The organism is Streptomyces sp. NPDC001513 (assembly GCF_042894695.1).
GTDB lineage: Bacteria > Actinomycetota > Actinomycetes > Streptomycetales > Streptomycetaceae > Streptomyces.
Map to the genome: position 1 here is coordinate 106,324 of NZ_JBIAVU010000010.1, position 15,908 is coordinate 122,231.

Annotated in this window: 14 protein-coding genes and 1 pseudogene; 6 read left to right on the plus strand and 9 right to left on the minus strand. The window is 73.8% G+C overall.

All coding sequences use genetic code 11. From position 1 onward, the window contains the following. Positions 1-65: 65 nt before the first annotated feature. The 4 genes from pstA to ACFYZ4_RS23010 form a co-directional block, all read right to left on the minus strand. Entirely contained in the window at positions 66-1,370 is a 1,305-nt protein-coding gene (pstA, locus tag ACFYZ4_RS22995) for a phosphate ABC transporter permease PstA (RefSeq protein WP_390784703.1), read from the minus strand. Continuing rightward, positions 1,367-2,395: a phosphate ABC transporter permease subunit PstC gene (gene pstC / locus ACFYZ4_RS23000; RefSeq protein WP_351290445.1), complete on the minus strand. Its 1,029-nt coding sequence runs from the start codon at positions 2,393-2,395 to the stop codon at positions 1,367-1,369. Before pstC ends, pstA begins: the two co-directional genes overlap by 4 nt. Next, the gene (locus ACFYZ4_RS23005) at positions 2,392-2,970 is read right to left on the minus strand and encodes a hypothetical protein (RefSeq protein ID WP_351290447.1); all 579 of its coding nucleotides are present in this window, start codon (positions 2,968-2,970) and stop codon (positions 2,392-2,394) included. The genes pstC and ACFYZ4_RS23005 overlap by 4 nt, the downstream gene beginning before the upstream one ends. Before the next feature lie 281 nt (positions 2,971-3,251). Then, entirely contained in the window at positions 3,252-3,716 is a 465-nt protein-coding gene (locus ACFYZ4_RS23010) for a phospholipase (RefSeq protein ID WP_351591636.1), read from the minus strand. A 193-nt stretch (positions 3,717-3,909) separates the two neighbouring features. On the opposite strand from ACFYZ4_RS23010, the gene ACFYZ4_RS23015 reads away from it, so the two are divergent. Next, a complete protein-coding gene (locus ACFYZ4_RS23015) occupies positions 3,910-4,392 on the plus strand; it encodes a hypothetical protein (RefSeq protein ID WP_384351062.1) in 483 nt (160 codons plus the stop codon). 18 nt (positions 4,393-4,410) lie between these two features. On the opposite strand, the pseudogene ACFYZ4_RS23020 reads toward ACFYZ4_RS23015, so the two are convergent. Further along, positions 4,411-4,638: pseudogene (locus ACFYZ4_RS23020) on the minus strand (alpha/beta fold hydrolase); the annotation flags it as partial. 310 nt (positions 4,639-4,948) lie between these two features. Here ACFYZ4_RS23020 and ACFYZ4_RS23025 point away from each other — a divergent pair. From ACFYZ4_RS23025 to ACFYZ4_RS23045, 5 genes are all read left to right on the plus strand, one after another. Continuing rightward, positions 4,949-5,362, plus strand: a complete 414-nt coding sequence (locus tag ACFYZ4_RS23025) for a GNAT family N-acetyltransferase (protein WP_390784704.1) — start codon at positions 4,949-4,951, stop codon at positions 5,360-5,362. 78 nt (positions 5,363-5,440) lie between these two features. Next, positions 5,441-6,640, plus strand: coding sequence for a S8 family peptidase (locus tag ACFYZ4_RS23030; protein ID WP_390784705.1), 1,200 nt, complete (start codon positions 5,441-5,443; stop codon positions 6,638-6,640). Positions 6,641-6,901: 261 nt separating this feature from the next. Continuing rightward, complete coding sequence (locus tag ACFYZ4_RS23035) at positions 6,902-8,194, plus strand: hypothetical protein (RefSeq protein WP_390784706.1); 1,293 nt, start codon at positions 6,902-6,904, stop codon at positions 8,192-8,194. 85 nt (positions 8,195-8,279) lie between these two features. Beyond that, positions 8,280-9,344: a WxL protein peptidoglycan domain-containing protein gene (locus ACFYZ4_RS23040; protein WP_390784707.1), complete on the plus strand. Its 1,065-nt coding sequence runs from the start codon at positions 8,280-8,282 to the stop codon at positions 9,342-9,344. 63 nt (positions 9,345-9,407) lie between these two features. After that, a complete protein-coding gene (locus tag ACFYZ4_RS23045) occupies positions 9,408-10,574 on the plus strand; it encodes a hypothetical protein (RefSeq protein ID WP_390784708.1) in 1,167 nt (388 codons plus the stop codon). 73 nt (positions 10,575-10,647) lie between these two features. On the opposite strand, the gene ACFYZ4_RS23050 is transcribed toward ACFYZ4_RS23045, so the two are convergent. From ACFYZ4_RS23050 to iolC, 4 genes are read right to left on the minus strand one after another with little or no spacing between them, the layout of a single operon-like run. Further along, positions 10,648-12,147 carry a CoA-acylating methylmalonate-semialdehyde dehydrogenase gene (locus ACFYZ4_RS23050; RefSeq protein ID WP_351304742.1) on the minus strand — a complete coding sequence of 500 codons (1,500 nt, stop codon included), beginning with the start codon at positions 12,145-12,147 and terminating at the stop codon, positions 10,648-10,650. 12 nt (positions 12,148-12,159) lie between these two features. Further along, positions 12,160-14,034: a 3D-(3,5/4)-trihydroxycyclohexane-1,2-dione acylhydrolase (decyclizing) gene (gene iolD, locus ACFYZ4_RS23055; RefSeq protein ID WP_390784709.1), complete on the minus strand. Its 1,875-nt coding sequence runs from the start codon at positions 14,032-14,034 to the stop codon at positions 12,160-12,162. After that, the gene (gene iolB, locus ACFYZ4_RS23060; protein ID WP_390784799.1) at positions 14,031-14,903 is read right to left on the minus strand and encodes a 5-deoxy-glucuronate isomerase; all 873 of its coding nucleotides are present in this window, start codon (positions 14,901-14,903) and stop codon (positions 14,031-14,033) included. Before iolB ends, iolD begins: the two co-directional genes overlap by 4 nt. Before the next feature lie 7 nt (positions 14,904-14,910). Then, entirely contained in the window at positions 14,911-15,888 is a 978-nt protein-coding gene (gene iolC, locus ACFYZ4_RS23065) for a 5-dehydro-2-deoxygluconokinase (RefSeq protein WP_351301399.1), read from the minus strand. Positions 15,889-15,908: the final 20 nt, after the last annotated feature.

The window sequence follows — 15,908 nt, forward strand, 5'->3', positions numbered from 1 at the left end:
GGCGGGGAGGCGGGGCGGGGCAGGGCGGGCGGGGCAGGGCGGGCGGGGCAGGGCGGGCCGGGCTGCTAGGACCAGGGCGGCGGTTCGGGCCGCCGGTCCTCCGGTTGGGGCAGCGGACCGGTGGCTTCCGCACCCGTCCCCGGTGCCGTCGTGTCCGGGCCGCGCTCCGCCCGGGCGGCCATGCGCTCGGCGTCGCGGGCCGAGGCGAGCACCCGGCGGTGCTGCTGGCCGCGGCTGAGCTGGCCGGGGGCCCGGCCGCCGATGACGCGGGCGAGCACGAACAGCAGCAGCACCAGCGCCATCAGCAGGGCCGCGCAGCCGAACCCGCGGGCGATCATGGTCTTGTCGGGGTAGCCGACGAGGCTGAAGGTGGCGAGCGGCAGCGACATCTGCGGCCCCTCGACGGGGTTGGCGTTCAGGCCGGCCGCGATACCCGAGGTGAGCAGCACCGGGGAGGTCTCGCCGATCCCGCGGGCGGTGCCCAGGATCACGGCGGTGGTCAGTCCGGAGCGGGCGGTGGGCAGCACCACCGTCCACACGGTGCGCCACTGGCCGGCGCCGAGGGCGTAGGAGGCCTCCTTGAGCGAGCCCGGCACCAGCCGGATCACCACGTCGGAGGCGCGGATGACGATCGGCAGCATCATCACGGACAGGGCGAGGGCGGCGGCGAGGCCGGACTTGTCGTTGCCGAGGAGCAGGATCCAGGTGGCGTAGACGAACAGGCCGGCCACGATCGACGGCAGCGCCGTCATGGCTTCGACGATGGTGCGCACGAACCGCGCGTAGCGGCCCGGGACCTCGTTGAGGAACACCGCGCTGGCCAGTCCCAGCGGAACGGTCACCGCCAGGGCGATGCCGATCTGCTCCAGGGTGCCGACGATGGCGTGCAGCGCCCCGCCCTGGGTGAGCGGGTCCAGCGGGCCGGTGCCGGACATGTCCTCGGTGAAGAAGTTGAGGTGGGTCAGCGCCTCCCGGCCGCGCACGATGGCGTAGCCGACGACGAGCAGCAGGGCGGCCAGCAGCAGGGCGGCGATGCCGTGGACGAAGACCTGGGCGAGGCGGGCGCGGACGGCCGAGCCGTTCTCGTCGAGGGAGACGAGGACCGCGTACAGCGCCATGAAGGCGAGGTAGAGGACGACGGTGAAGCCCAGCGGCGCGTCGAAGGGCAGCACGCGTCCGAAGAGCAGCGCGGTCAGCCCGAGCGCGGCGGCCGCGGCCCCCAGCAGGGCGAGGACGTCGCGGGCGTGCAGGGTCGAGGTGTTGCGCCGCTGCTCGGCGGGCGCGCCGGGGCCGTCTGGGACCAGGTCGGGACAGACGGTGCGCGGGGCCTCGGCGGTGGCCGGGGCGGCCGGGTGCGTGGTGACGGTCATGCCTCGGCCCCCGCTCCGGAGCGGCTGCGGGCGACCACCGAGGACGCGATGAAGTTGACGACGAGGGTCATGAGGAAGAGGGCGAGGCCGGCGGCCATCAGGGCGGACATCCCGAATTCGCTGGCGGATCCGTAGCGCAGGGCGATGAGGGCGGACACGGAGTTGGCGCCGTTCTGGACGATGTGCGGCTGGAAGACGAAGACCGGCGAGATGATCAGGTAGACGGCGATGGTCTCCCCCAGCGCCCGGCCGAGGCCGAGCATGGTGCCGCCGATGATCCCGCCCCGGCCGAAGGGCAGGACGACGGAGCGGATGACGCCCCACTGGGTGGCGCCGAGGGCGAAGGCACCCTCGCGTTCGCCCGGCGGCGCCTGGGCGAAGGCCTCGCGCATCACGGAGCAGGCGATCGGCGTGACCATCAGCGCGACGACCATCCCGGCGATGAAGGTGGAGGAGGTGTAGAAGGTGTTCGGGCTGAGCGGGTCGCGGGGGTTGTCCCCGTCGACCGCGAAGAGCGGGAACCATCCGAAGTAGGTGGTGAGCCAGCGGGAGAGGCCCACGACGCTCGGCTGGAAGAGGAAGAGCCCCCACAGGCCGTAGACCACGCTGGGCACCGCGGCCATCAGGTCGACGAGGCTGATCAGGGTCTGCTTGAGGCGGCGCGGCGCGTATTCGGTGATGTAGAGGGCGGTGCCCGCGGCGAGCGGCACGGCGAAGACGATCGCGACGACCCCGATGAGGACGGTGCCGGGGAGGACGGCCGCGATGCCGAAGCGGTGGGAGTCCGGCTCCCACGCGGAGGTGGTGAGGAAGGCCGGGCCGGCGTCGCGCAGCGCCTCCAGGGCGCGGCCGCCGAGGAAGACGCCGACCAGGGTCATGATGAGGAGCACCACGGCGCCGGCCCCGCGGGCGGAGCCGCGGAAGATCCGGTCGGCCGGGTCCCCGCCCTTGGCGAGGGGGCGCGGCGCGTCGCCCCGGTCGGCGGGGTCGGGCGCGCCGACGACGGTGGTGGTCGCGGTGGTCACAGCAGGCCTCCCCCGCGGACGGCCAGCCCCGGCGCGTCTCCGGCGCCCGGCAGGCGCAGGCCGCGCAGCCGCCGGGTGTAGGTGACCCCGGAGGCGACCTGCGCCTCGGCGGCGGCGGACAGGAACAGCTGGAGGCTGTGCCGGCACTCGCGCTGGCGGCGGAAGGTGCGTACGGCCACCGCCACGCAGTGCTCGTCGAGGGTGAGCTGCCAGGTCCAGGCGCCGGCGCCGGTGCCGGCGACCGCGGCGGTGCCGGGTCCGATGGCGGCGCGGATTCCGGCACCGGTTCCGGCGCCGCCGCCGCTTCCCGTGTCCGTGCCGGTTGCGGTGTGGGCGCGGGTGCCCGTGCCGGGGGACATCACCACGAGGGCGGTGACCCGGTCGGCCTCCGCGCGGAGCCGCTGCACGGCGGCGCAGCAGGCCGTGAGGCTGCTGTGCACGTGCGGACTGCGGCCGAGCTCGTGGTTGTTGGCGCCGACGAGCCGCCAGGTCACGGCCTCGGGACCGCCGCCCTTGGCGTCCTGGTCCGAGCCGCGTGCCGGCGACTGACGTCGTGCGACGTCCACCCACGACACGAACAGAAAACGTGGCCGAGACACCGGTCCGCCCCCCCTTCCCCACAAGCCGTGCATGGCCGGAAATCGGCCACCCACCCATGGCCGCGGGCATGACAATCCACGGGGCGTAGGGCTGTGGGGCACACGGATTGGTGAAGCAGAAACGGAGAACATGTGAACGAGAAGAGGAGGCGCACGCGCCGCCCGCGCGACCCGCGCGCCCTGGCGTACGGGTCGCGCGGTTCCCTTGTGATCGCTGGGGACTCCTCGGAGATCCCTACGAGATCGCTCTGAGTTCGCTACGATATCCCGAGGAGCCTGACCGCCTGGTAGTACGTCCACGCGGTGCCCTCGCAGGAGCTCTTGCGGCCGCCCTCGTACTGGGCGCACACCCGCTTCATGTCCGCGTGGAACGCCTGGTCCAGCCGGGCCTTGGCGGCCGGAAACAGACCTGCCGCCCGGTGGTTGCGGTAGCCGAAGTCGTGACGGGCGCAGGCCGCGGCGAAGGGGAAGCCGAAAGGGTTGTCCGGCGAGGACGTGCACTGGTCGGTCGACCAGTCGAAGCCGTACGCCGCCCACGCGTCCCGGTGCTCGCGCGCGTCGGCCCACGCGTGGTAACTGGCGGCGCTGGGCTGCGTCCAGCGGCTCAGCACCAGCGGCTTGTCGGCCGGGACCTCCGGCGCGGCCCAGGCGGCCGGCGCGAGGGCGAGCACCGCGGTGGCGGCGGCGGTGGCGAGAGCGGGGACGAGACGGCGACGGCGCATGGAAGGTCCTCGGGGCCGGGGCGGACGGATCACCTCCGGCCAACTCCCGCGGACGCCGCCCGGTTACTGCGCGCCGGCCCGACCCGAACCGGCACCCCTCCCAGGTATGAGACCGGATAAGACTTCCGACCCACGCACGGTTCGTCCTGCGGAGGGACGCGCGGGGAGCACCTCCCGGCCGAGACTGGACGGTATGAACCGCCGCCCGCTCGTCGTCGCCGCCGCCACGGTGGGAGTCCTCGCCACCGCGGCCTTCGCCCTGCCCAACCTGCCGCCCAACCCCGTGACCGACAGGATCGAACAGCGGGTGTACAAGGAGAAGGGCCGGCGTTTCGCGACCGCCGCCGATGCGCCGCAGCGCGCGAAGTCCGGGTTCGCGCTGCCGTCCTGGATACCCAGGGACGCCACCGACGTCCGCATACGGATGCGCACCAACGGCGAGGCCCGGATGATCCGGTTCACCCTCGGCGCGACACCGCTCGACGGCCCGCAGTGCAGCACGGGCGCGCCGAAGCAGCTGAGCGCCCCGGACCTGCACGCCAAGTGGTGGCCGGGCAGCCTCCGGGCCGAGGTGCGGGCCGAGTGCCGGGACGCCCACCAGTACCAGGTCGCGGTGCGCGGCAAGCGCGTCTACGCCTGGACCGACGGCACCCCGTCCCCGGCCGGCGGTAAGTAGCCCCTGTCCGGGCGGACTTCACGGCCTGGGTGGTGCCTGGCCGCGGGTCAGCGCCGTCGCGGTGGCGCGGGCGAAGCCTTCGGGGTTGTCCAGCATGATGTTGTGCCCGCAGTCGGGGACCGGCACCACGGCCACGCCCGCCGCCTCCAGGGCGTCGGTGCCCGGAAGCGGGCCGTCCGCCTCGGGCAGCAGGAAGCTGCGCGGGATCTTCAGCTCCAGCAGCAGCTCGCGCATGGTCGGCGAGGTGGCCCCGAGCCCGTGCACGTACACCCGGGCCGGCTCCTCCCCCGGCAGCTCGACCCAGCGGATCCGGTCCTCCTCCGGAGTGACGACGGCACTTCTCACGAGGCTCCCCCTCAATCGGTCATCGACGGAAGAACAACGCCAGGCCGTCTCTTCCGGATCCGGGCCCTGTCCGGGCACCGGGACCGGGGAGGGGCACCGGGTCGCGGCGGCGGCCGGTGCCGCGGCCGTCCGGTCGGGAGTTTCCGGCTGCCCGCCGCGCCGCGCCGGACTTCCGCTCACCAGCCGTCATGTGCGCATTATCGTGGCCGCCATGGACATCCGCCGGGCCCTCACCCCCGCCGAGCTCTCCGCCGCAGAATCCCTCCTCGACGGGCCCGCCCGCGAGGAGTGGTCCGAGCGCTTCCTCGCCGCCCCCGGGCACGTGATGCTGATCGCCTACGTCGACGACGTGCCCGCGGGAATGGTCTCCGGCATCGAGATGTGCCACCCCGACAAGGGCACCGAGATGTGCCTGTACGAGCTGTCCGTGGACGAGGGGTACCGCCGCCGCGGGATCGGCCGCGCCCTGACGCTGGCCCTCGCCGAAGAGGGGAAGGCCCGCGGCTGTTACGGCATGTGGGTGGGGGTCGACGCCGACAACGAGGCCGCCCTGGCCACCTACGACGCCGCCGGCGCCCGCGACGAGGGCGTCTTCGCGATGCGCGGCTGGCCCCTCGCCCCGTAGCCCGCGCGGCGGCGTGTCGTGCGCCCACTCGGCGCACCCTCCGCGCGCCCGCGCCGCCGTTCGCCGAGCATCGGCCGCATGACCGTATTCGCCCCGCTCCTCCCCGCCGCCGTCGCGCTCCTCGCGGCGGCCACCACGGCCGCCGCCCTGCCGCCGCACCCGGCCTCCGCCGCCGCCGAAGCCCCCGTCGCCCCCTACGTCGTCGTCCTCAAGGACACCAGCTCGCGCGCCCCGACCCGCGCCCTGGCCGCCGAGGCCGCGGACTCCGGCGACGAGGTCGGGCCGGTCTACGAGGCCGCCCTCAACGGCTTCGCCGTCCGTACCACCGCCGCCCGGGCCGCCGCCCTGGCCGCCGACCCCCGGGTGGCCTCCGTGGAGCCGGACACGGAGTTCCACACCAGCGCCGACACCCCCGGCGCCCTGCCGCAGTCCCAGGCGTCCGCGCCCTGGCCGCTGGACCGCATCGACCAGCGCGAGCTCCCGCTCGACGGCTCGTACACGTACCCCACGAGGGCCGAGGGCGTCACCGTCTACATCGTCGACACCGGGATCAACACCCTCCACCAGGAGTTCGGGGGCCGCGCCCGGTTCGGCTACAACGCGGTGTTCCTCGGGAGCTCCCGCGACTGCAACGGGCACGGCACGCACGTCGCGGCGACCGTGGGCGGGGAGACGTACGGGGTCGCGAAGGGCGTCTCGCTCATCGGGGTCAAGGTGGCCGACTGCCGCGGCTCCGGGAGCCTGTCGGCCATCCTCAAGGGCCTCGACTGGGTGGTGAAGGACGCGGCGAAGGCGCCCGGCACCCCGGCGGTGGCCAACATGAGCATGGGCGGCACCCCCAGCCACGCCCTCGACGCGGCCGTGATCCGTGCCGTGGCCTCCGGGATCACCTTCACCGTGGCCGCGGGCAACGACGGCACGGACGCCTGCGAGGGCTCCCCCGCCCGCGTCCCGCAGGCGATCACGGTCGGCGCGACCGACGCCGCGGACCGGCACGCTCCGTTCTCCAGCCACGGCCCCTGCGTGGACCTCTCGGCGCCGGGTGTCGGCGTCACCTCGGCCTGGAAGGACTCCGCCACCGCCACCGCCCGCGCCTCCGGCACCTCGATGGCCGCCCCGCACGTGGCGGGGGTCGCCGCGCTCGTCCTGGCGAGCGGGACGGCGCGCACTCCCGCCCAGGTGTCCGAGGCGCTGCTGCACGGCGCCGTGCCCGACCGGATCACCGCGCTCCCGGCCGACACCCCGAACCGGCTGCTGCACCTCCCCACCGACCGCTAGGCCGCCTCTTTCACCCCGCCACGGCCCGCGCACCCCGCCCACCTCGTCCACCCCGCGCACTCGACGCACCCCGACCAGTCGGTATCCGATGGGCCATCAGACTCTCCCTGATGGCCCATCAATTTCTGTGTGCTTCGGGCGAAAGCAAGTCATTGACTTCTCATCACCGCGACGCGTCAATATCGGCCACCGCACCGGCTCGGCCTCCCCCACACAGCGGGTGGGGGGAGGGGTTCGTCATGACGAAGGAGTCGCGACCCAGTGAGTACGAGAACGCTCAGACGAAGAGTGCTGGCCGGGGCGGGAGCCCTGTCTCTGGCCCTGACGGGCGGCGTGGTGGGCCTGGCAGGCTCCGCGCAGGCCGCGACGAAGACCACCGCCGTCTTCGAGAACTGCGACGCCCCGGCGCCGCAGCCGGACGGCTCGGGCAACCAGAACTGGACGGTCACCCTGCCCGACGGAGCCAAGGCCGGCGACGTCGTCCCGATCACGATCGACCCGGGCGCGAGCCCGCTGATCCCCGGGTTCTCCGTCACCACGGTGAACACCTCCAAGATCACCCTCAAGGTCGGGACGACCACCCAGGTGGTCACCAGCCCGCCCGAGACCGTCAGCGTCGTGGCCGGGCAGCCGCTCGATCCCAAGGCCTTCTCCGGAACGATCAAGATCCCGGACGGCACCGAGGGCACCACGGTCAACGTCGCCCTCGACCTCGCGGTGACCGACGCGGACCTCTCCGGTTCGGTCTTCACCACCACCTGTACCCCGGCGCCCCGCCCGAGCGCCTCGCTCGGCTCCGTCGCGGTCGAGGCCCTGCCCAAGGACCCGATCACGACGAAGCTGACGCCCAACAGCGGCCCGGCGGGCCAGGAGGTCGTCGTCAGCGGCGCCAACATGCCGCCCGGCGCCGTCACCTGCTCCGCCCTGCTCGCGGGCACGCCGACCGGTGACAACGGCACCGGCACGGCGGACTCCGCCGGCGTGGCCACCTGCACCCTCACGGTCACCAAGAAGGCCGACACGATCAAGATCAACGGTGCGACCACCTCCAAGCCGTTCGTGTTCGTGGAGGAGCAGGCCGGCGTCAAGAACCCGGTCGACGTCGAGGTCCTCCCCGGACCGCTGGCCCTCGGCCCGAAGGACGGCCAGCCGGCAGTCAGCTTCGGCTCGGTCACCATCAACGGCAAGGCCCAGTCGGTGGTCGGCGTCTTCAACGCCGCGACCGTCCAGGACTTCCGCGGCGGCTCCCTCGGCTGGGACGTGACGGCGACGCGTACGCCGTTCCTGAACCAGGCCACCGGCCACTCGATGGCGAAGGCGCAGATCGGCATCCAGCCGTCCTGCACCGTGACCAACCCGGACAGCCCGAGCACCTGCACCGCGGGCACGCCCGGCGCGATCTCCGACGTCCCGATGAAGGTGGCCTCCCAGGCCGCCGGCGGGGACGAGCTGACCGGCGGTGAGTTCGCCGTCGGCGGCGCCGGGATGATCCAGCTCCCGCCGTTCATGTTCGCCGACACCTACCAGACGGTCGTGACCTTCTCGATCGCCTGACCCGTACGGCCTGCTCCACCAGGGTGGTGCGGCGCTCCGGCGCCGCACCACCCCTTCCCCTTCCGGCGCCCACTGGAGACCGCCCATGCGCACCCGCAGCCGTACGCGTAGCCGCACCCGCACCCCGCTCCACGGTCTGCTCCACGGCCTGCTGCTGAGCCTGCTGCTCCTGAGTGCGGGCCTGCTCCCGGCCGGCGCGGCGAGGGCCGCGGACAACGGCACCTGGGGGGTCTTCCCCACCCCGGCGGCCGGTGCGGCGATGACCGACCGCGCGTACTTCTTCCACCAGGGCACGGCCGGGACCGCCCTCGGCGACAGCGTGACGATCCTCAACTCCTCCGACAAGGACCTGACGTTCCAGATCTTCGCCACCGACGCGATGAACACCCCGGCGGGCGGCGCCTTCGCGCTGCTCCCGGTGGAGAGCAAGCCCAAGGACGTCGGCACCTGGATCGCGCTGCCGCCGGAGACCGCGGGCACCGTCACCGTGCCGGCCAAGGGCCGCAAGGACATCCCGTTCACCGTGAAGGTCCCGGCGGACGCGACGCCCGGTGACCACGTCGGCGGGATCGTCGCCCTGAACACCGCCGTGGAGGGCGTCCAGCAGGACGGCAAGGTCCAGGTCGGGGTGAAGCGCTCGGTGGGCGCCCGGCTGTACTTCCGGGTTCCCGGGCCGCTGACTCCGGGGCTGAGCGTGGAGGACGTGCGGATCAGCCGCTCGGCGCCGCTGCTGCCCTGGGTGCGCAGCGCCCGCGCCACGGTCTCGTACGCACTGGTCAACCGGGGCAACGTGGTCGTCGAGCCCAAGGTGACGGTCTCCGCCGAGGGCCTGTTCGGGCGCCGGGTGCTGGACCGGCCGGCCCGCGAGCTGAGGCTGACCCTGCTGCCCGGGCAGCGCATCGAGCTGACCGAACCCTGGCCGGACGCCCCCCAGTCCGACTGGGTGACCGTCAGGATCACGGCGGGCGCGACCGCCCACCCCGATCTGGTCTCGCGGTCCGAGACCGACTTCATCGCCGTCCCCTGGCCGGCCGTGGGCCTGTTCCTGGTCCTGGCGGGCGCCGGGGTCACCCTGTGGGTGCTGCGCCGCCGGCGCCGCGCGGAACACGAACCGCTCGAACCCGCCCCGGACTTGGCTCAGGCGCGCTGACCGGCGAAGGTGTCCCAGGGTGACGGTATTCGGCCATCACCCTGGGGCGGGGAGGCACCTTCGATGGAACGACAGCACGGCGACGCGGCCAAGGGAACGGGTCTGCTGACCCGCATCGAGCGCGCGCTGGGCACGGGCACCGCCGTCTACGTGCCGGGCGACGGCTGGATCCGGCTCACCCTCCCGCTCGACGACGGCGGCCCGGCCCCCGTCACGGTGGACGTGATCGCGGACACCACACGGGCGCCGCGGGGGATCGCGTACCTGCTGCCCGGCGGCGGGCTGAACTTCGCGGCGGAGTTCTTCACCCCGGGCGGCCCGGACGACCGCAACCTCGCGCACGCACTGCGCCGCCGCGGCCTGCTCGTGGTCGGGGTCACCCCGCGCGAGGACGCGGCGGCCGCCGCCGACATCACCGCCGACTGGGGGCTCGCGGCGCACCGCCGGGACCTGGCCCGGGTGGTGGACGCGCTGGACTCCGTACTGGGGCTGCCCTACCAGTACGCCGGGCATTCCGCCGGGGCCGCCCTCGCCCTGGACGCGGCCTCGCACGACACCTCGCCGCGGCTGCGCCGGGTGCTGGTCCTGGACACCACCGGCCCGTACACCGGTGATCTGGCGGAGCGCGCGGCCGACACCCGGGACGCGTACGCCACGCAGCTCGCGCAGGGCGGCCACGTCGTCGATCCGGGGCTCGCGGCCGTGATCGCCAAGGCGGTGGCCGATCCGGACGGCGTCTCCCCGGCGCCCTGGCCGCCGGACCCGACCCGGCGCTTCACCCACGCCGGGCTCGCCCACTTCGCGCTGATCCGCACGGCCGCCCTCCCGGGGCCGGCGAACTGGATCTACGCCCAGGGTCACAGCGCCGGGACCTACACCTTCGGCGCCGGCCCGGCCGAGGACCGGTTCGCCCTCACCCACACCCCGCTGGCCACCTGGCACGCGGCCACCGCCGCCCTCGGGAGCGGGCTCCTGCCGACCGCGCTGATGCGGGACCTCGCCGCGGTCTGGGCGGGCGACGACGCCACGTACGGGATCGCCTGGGACCGGATCCGCGCCGAGGTGGCCTGGGTCAACACCGAACTGGGCCGCGGTGACCAGCCGCGCGGCGCGGAGCTGATCCGCGCGGCCGGCAACGACCGCGTCGCCTTCACGGTGGTCCCGGGCTACGGCCACGGCGACGCGGTCTGGGGCACGGGGGCGGCGAAGGACGTCTGGTCGCAGCTCTGAAACGCGGCTCGCCCCCCGCGGTGAGGTGTGCGGGGGGCGAGCCGGGCCTACGGCGCTTGCGCGCGATCAGCGGTCAGTGGTTGCGGGGGAAGCCCAGGTCCACGCCGGCCGGCGCGTCCGAGGGGTCCGGCCAGCGGGTCGTGACGACCTTGCCGCGGGTGTAGAAGTGGATGCCGTCGTTCCCGTAGATGTGGTGGTCGCCGAAGAGCGAGTCCTTCCAGCCACCGAAGGAGTGGTAGCCCACCGGCACCGGGATCGGGACGTTGACGCCGACCATGCCGGCCTGGATCTCCAGCTGGAAGCGGCGGGCGGCGCCGCCGTCGCGGGTGAAGATCGCGGTGCCGTTGCCGAACGGCGAGGCGTTGATGAGCGCCACGCCCTCCTCGTAGGTCTCCGTGCGCAGCACGCACAGCACCGGTCCGAAGATCTCGTCGCGGTAGGCGTCGGAGTCGGTCTTCACGTTGTCGAGCAGGGAGAGGCCGATCCAGTGGCCGTTCTCGTTGCCCTCGACCGTGTAGCCGGTGCCGTCCAGGACCACGTCGGCGCCCTGGGCGGCCGCGCCCTTGACGTACGAGGCGACCTTGTCGCGGTGGGCGGCCGTGATGAGCGGGCCCATCTCGGAGGTCGGGTCGTTGCCGGGGCCGATCTTGATCTTCTCGGCGCGCTCGCGGATCTTGTCGACGAGGGTGTCGGCGATGGCGCCGACGGCCACGACCGCCGAGATCGCCATGCAGCGCTCGCCGGCCGAGCCGTAGGCGGCGGAGACCGCCGCGTCGGCGGCCGCGTCCAGGTCGGCGTCCGGGAGCACCAGCATGTGGTTCTTGGCGCCGCCCAGCGCCTGCACGCGCTTGCCGTTGGCGGAGGCGGTGGTGTGGATGTGGCGGGCGATCGGGGTCGAACCGACGAAGGAGACGGCCGCGATGTCGGGGTGGGCCAGCAGCGCGTCGACGGCGACCTTGTCACCGTGGACCACGTTCAGCACGCCCGCCGGCAGACCGGCCTCGGTCGCCAGCTCGGCCAGCTTGTTGGAGGCCGACGGGTCCTTCTCGCTCGGCTTGAGGATGAAGGTGTTTCCGCAGGCCACGGCCAGCGGGAACATCCACATCGGCACCATCGCCGGGAAGTTGAAGGGGGTGATGCCGGCGACGACGCCGAGCGGCTGGCGGATGGCGGAGACGTCGACCCGGTTGGAGACCGAGGTGGACAGCTCGCCCTTGAGCTGGGTGGTGATCCCACAGGCCAGCTCGACGATCTCCAGGCCGCGCGCGACCTCGCCCAGCGCGTCGGAGTGGACCTTGCCGTGCTCGGCGGTGATCAGCTCGGCGATGGCGTCGCGGTTGGCGTCCAGCAGGGCGCGGTAGGCGAACAGCACCTTGGTGCGGGCGGCCAGCGAGGACTGGCCCCAGCTCAGGTAGGCCTCCTTGGCGACCTGTACCGCCGCGTCGACCTCCTCGGCCGAGGCGAGCGCGACCTGCGTGGTGACCTCGCCGGTGGCCGGGTCGGTGACCGGGCCGTAGTTGCCCGACGCGCCCTCGACGGTCTTGCCACCGATCCAGTGGTTGACGGTCTTCATTGCCTTGCTCCTTCACAGATGGCGACGTCGCTGAGCGGCTTGCCGGTCGTACTCTTCACGGGCCTGGGCCGCCGCCTTGCGGGTCGCGGTCTCGGCCACAGGAACATCCCACCACGCCTGTGCCGGGGGTGGGCCCGACACAGTGTCGGGCGTTCGGGTCTGTGTGTAGACACATGTGGGACGCGTCGCCGAGCGGGCCTCGGCGAGGGCTTCGCGCAGGTCACGTACGGTGCGGGCGCGGATCACGGCCATTCCGAGGGAAGCCGCGTTGGCCGCCAGGTCCACCGGAAGGGGGTCCCCCGTGTACGAGGCGTCGGGCGCCCGGAAGCGGTATCCGGTGCCGAAGCCCTCGCCGCCGACCGCCCCCGACAGGCCGCCGATGGAGGCGTAGCCGTGGTTGTCGAGGACCACAACCTTGATCGGGATCCCCTCCTGGACGGCCGTGACGATCTCGGTCGGGTTCATCAGGTACGTCCCGTCGCCGACCAGCGCCCACACCGGCCGGCCGGGCGCGGCCATGCCCACGCCGATCGCGGCCGGGATCTCGTAGCCCATGCAGGAGTACCCGTACTCCACGTGGTACTGGTCCGCGGACCGGGCCCGCCACAGCTTGTGCAGGTCGCCGGGGAGCGATCCGGCCGCGTTGACCAGGACGTCGGTGCCGTCGACCAGCCCGTCGAGCAGCCCGAGCACCTGTGCCTGGGTGGGCGGGAGGTCCTCGTCGGCCGCGGACACGGCGTACGCCTGGTCGACGCGGCCCTCCCACGCGCCCTTGCGCCGGGCGTACGCGCTCTCGTACGCGGGGTCCACCCGGTACCCGGCGACCGCCTCCCGGAGCTCGTCGAGCCCCTCGCGCGCGTCGGCGACCAGCGGGCGGGCGGCGAGTTTGTGGGCGTCGTACGGGTCCAGGTTGAGGCCGATGAACCGGACGGCCGGATTCTGGAACAGGGTCGCGGAGGCGGTGGTGAAATCGGTCAGCCGGGTCCCGGCGGCGATCACCAGATCGGCCTCCCGGGCCAGCTCGTCGGCGGTGGCGGTGCCGGTGTGGCCGATCCCGCCCACCTCGGCCGGGTGGTCGTACGGGAGCACGCCCTTGCCCGCCTGGGTGACGGCCACCGGGATCCCGGTGGCGTCGGCGAAGGCGGCGAGGGCTGCCTGGGCCCCGCTGTGCCGGATCCCGCCGCCGGCGACGATCAGGGGGCGCGCGGAGCCCCGTACGGCCCCGGCGGCCGCGGCGAGCTCCGCGCGGTCGGGCCGGGGGCGCCGTACGCCCCACACGCGCTCGGCGAAGAACTCCTCGGGCCAGTCGTACGCCTCCGCCTGCACGTCCTGCGGCAGCGCCAGGGTGACGGCTCCGGTCAGGACGGGATCGGTCAGCACCCGTACGGCCTGGAGGGCGGCCGGGATCAGGGCCTCGGGGCGGGAGATCCGGTCGAAGTGGCGAGAGACGGGCCGCAGGGTGTCGTTGACCGACAGGTCCCCCGCGTAGGGGACCTCCAGCTGCTGGAGCACGGGATCGGCGGGCCGGGTCGCGAAGGTGTCCCCGGGCAGCAGGAGCACCGGGATCCGGTTGATCGTGGCGAGGGCGGCGCCGGTGACGAGGTTGGTGGCGCCGGGTCCAATGGAGGTGGTGACGGCGTGGGCCGAGAGCCGGCCGCGCTGGCGGGCGTACCCGACGGCGGCGTGCACCATGGCCTGCTCGTTGCGCCCCTGGAGGAAGGGCATGGCGTCCGGCCCGGCCTCCAGCAGCGCCTGCCCGATCCCGGCGACGTTCCCGTGCCCGAAGATGCCCCAGGTGGCGGCGATCAGGCGCTGCCTGTGGCCGTCGCGCTCGGTGTACTGGCGGGCCAGGAACCGTACGAGCGCCTGGGCGACGGTGAGCCTCACCGGGTGGCCTCCTCGGAGGGGAAGGGGAGCCGGGGGTCGATGTCCTGACCGTCCCAGCTGCCGCGGATCCAGCCGTGGTCGGGGTGGTCCCGGATCAGCCACTCCCGGGTCTCGCCCGGCCCGGCCATCACGTTCAGGTAGTACATGTCGTGCCCGGGGGCGGCGACGGACGGCCCGTGCCAGCCGTCGGGGATCAGCACGGCGTCCCCGGTCCGCACCTCGGCGAGGACGTCGGTCTTCCCGGCGGGGGAAGGCGAGACCCGCTGGTAGCCGAACCCGGGGGTGTTCCCGTGCGGGGCGATCTCGAAGTAGTAGATCTCCTCCAAGCGGGACTCCTCGCCGGGGTGGTGCTCGTCGTGCTTGTGGGGCGGGTACGAGGACCAGTTCCCGCCGGGGGTGAGCACCTCTACGGCGATCAGCCGGTCGGCGGGGAACGCGTCGGCCGCCGCGAAGTTGTTGACCTGCCGGGAGCACCGGCCCGCGCCACGCAGCTCCACGGGCACCCCGCCGGCGGGGCCGTACCGAGCGGGGAGCCGCCGCCGGCACCGGGCCCCCGCGAGCGCGAAGCGCCCGCCGGCGGCCGAGCGGATCTCCGCGTGCGCGTCCCGGGGCAGGTACGCGAAGTCGGTGGCTCCGGCGAACACCCCCGGACGCCCCCGCAGTTCGAACACCTCCGGTTGAGTGTCGGGGGCTCCGCCCCGGTGTTCCAGCCCCGCCGGCGTTTGAGGCGCGGGGTCTGGGGCGGAGCCCCGGGAACGGACCTCGCAGCCGCCCGCGAGCGGGAGCACGATCCACTCCGACTCCCCGCACTCGTGCGCGTACACCTCCCCCGGCGCCAGTTCGAGCACGGCCAGCCTCGTCCAGGACATCCCCCACTCAGACACCACCGGCACGCCCCAACACCTCCTCCACCTCGTGAGAGAACGGCATCGCGGTCGAGCACGCCAGCCGCGAGGCGACGATCGCCCCCGCCGCGTTCGCGTACCGCACGACGCGGCCCAGTTCCCACCCCGCCAACAACCCGTGGCACAGCGCGCCCCCGAACGCGTCCCCCGCCCCGAGCCCGTTCACCACCCGGACGGGAACCGGCGGCACCTCCGCCACCGTCCCGTCGCGGTGGACGGCCAGCACGCCCTCCGGGCCCCGTTTGACCACGGCCAGTTCCACCCCGGCGGCGAGCAGCGCCCGCGCCGCCGCGTAGGGCTCGGACTCGCCCGTGGCGATCTCGCACTCCTCGGCGTTCCCGACGGCCACCGTCGCCGACTCCAGCGCCCGCTCGTAGTACGGCCCGGGTTTCTCCCGCCACAGCATCGGCCGCCAGTCCAGGTCGAACACCGTAGTCCCGGCCCCGGCCCCGGCGCCCGCCCTGGCCTCCAGCGCCGCCAGCGTCGCCGCCCGCGAGGGCTCCTCGCTCAGGCCGGTGCCCGTCATCCAGAACACGCGGGCCGCCCGTACCGCCTCCAGGTCCACCTCGTCCGGGGCGATCTCCAGGTCCGGGGCCTTCGGCAGCCGGTAGAAGTACAGCGGGAAGTGGTCCGGCGGGAAGATCTCGCAGAAGGTGATCGGCGTGGGCAGGCCGGCCACCTCGGTCGCCCACCGGTCGTCCACCCCGAACCCCCGCAGTTCGGAGCGCAGATACGTGCCGAAGGGGTCCGCGCCGGTCCGGGTGATCACCGCCACCCGCCGTCCGAGCCGGGCGGCCGCGACGGCCACGTTGGCCGGGGAGCCGCCCAGGAACTTCCCGAAGGTCTCCGCCTCGGCCAGTGGTACGCCGGTCGTCAACGGGTAGAGATCCACCCCGATACGGCCCATCGTGATCAGGTCGAACGCGGACGGATCGCCGGTGCCGGTCACAGTCACTCCTCCCACTCGTC

Bases quoted from the DNA above. Each gene is read 5' to 3' on its own strand.
- pstA (WP_390784703.1), bottom strand. From the start codon at position 1,370: ATGACCGTCACCACGCACCCGGCCGCCCCGGCCACCGCCGAGGCCCCG.
- ACFYZ4_RS23010 (WP_351591636.1), bottom strand. From the start codon at position 3,716: ATGCGCCGTCGCCGTCTCGTCCCCGCTCTCGCCACCGCCGCCGCCACC.
- ACFYZ4_RS23015 (WP_384351062.1), top strand. From the start codon at position 3,910: ATGAACCGCCGCCCGCTCGTCGTCGCCGCCGCCACGGTGGGAGTCCTC.
- ACFYZ4_RS23025 (WP_390784704.1), top strand. From the start codon at position 4,949: ATGGACATCCGCCGGGCCCTCACCCCCGCCGAGCTCTCCGCCGCAGAA.
- ACFYZ4_RS23030 (WP_390784705.1), top strand. From the start codon at position 5,441: ATGACCGTATTCGCCCCGCTCCTCCCCGCCGCCGTCGCGCTCCTCGCG.
- ACFYZ4_RS23040 (WP_390784707.1), top strand. From the start codon at position 8,280: ATGCGCACCCGCAGCCGTACGCGTAGCCGCACCCGCACCCCGCTCCAC.
- ACFYZ4_RS23045 (WP_390784708.1), top strand. From the start codon at position 9,408: ATGGAACGACAGCACGGCGACGCGGCCAAGGGAACGGGTCTGCTGACC.
- ACFYZ4_RS23050 (WP_351304742.1), bottom strand. From the start codon at position 12,147: ATGAAGACCGTCAACCACTGGATCGGTGGCAAGACCGTCGAGGGCGCG.
- iolB (WP_390784799.1), bottom strand. From the start codon at position 14,903: ATGTCCTGGACGAGGCTGGCCGTGCTCGAACTGGCGCCGGGGGAGGTG.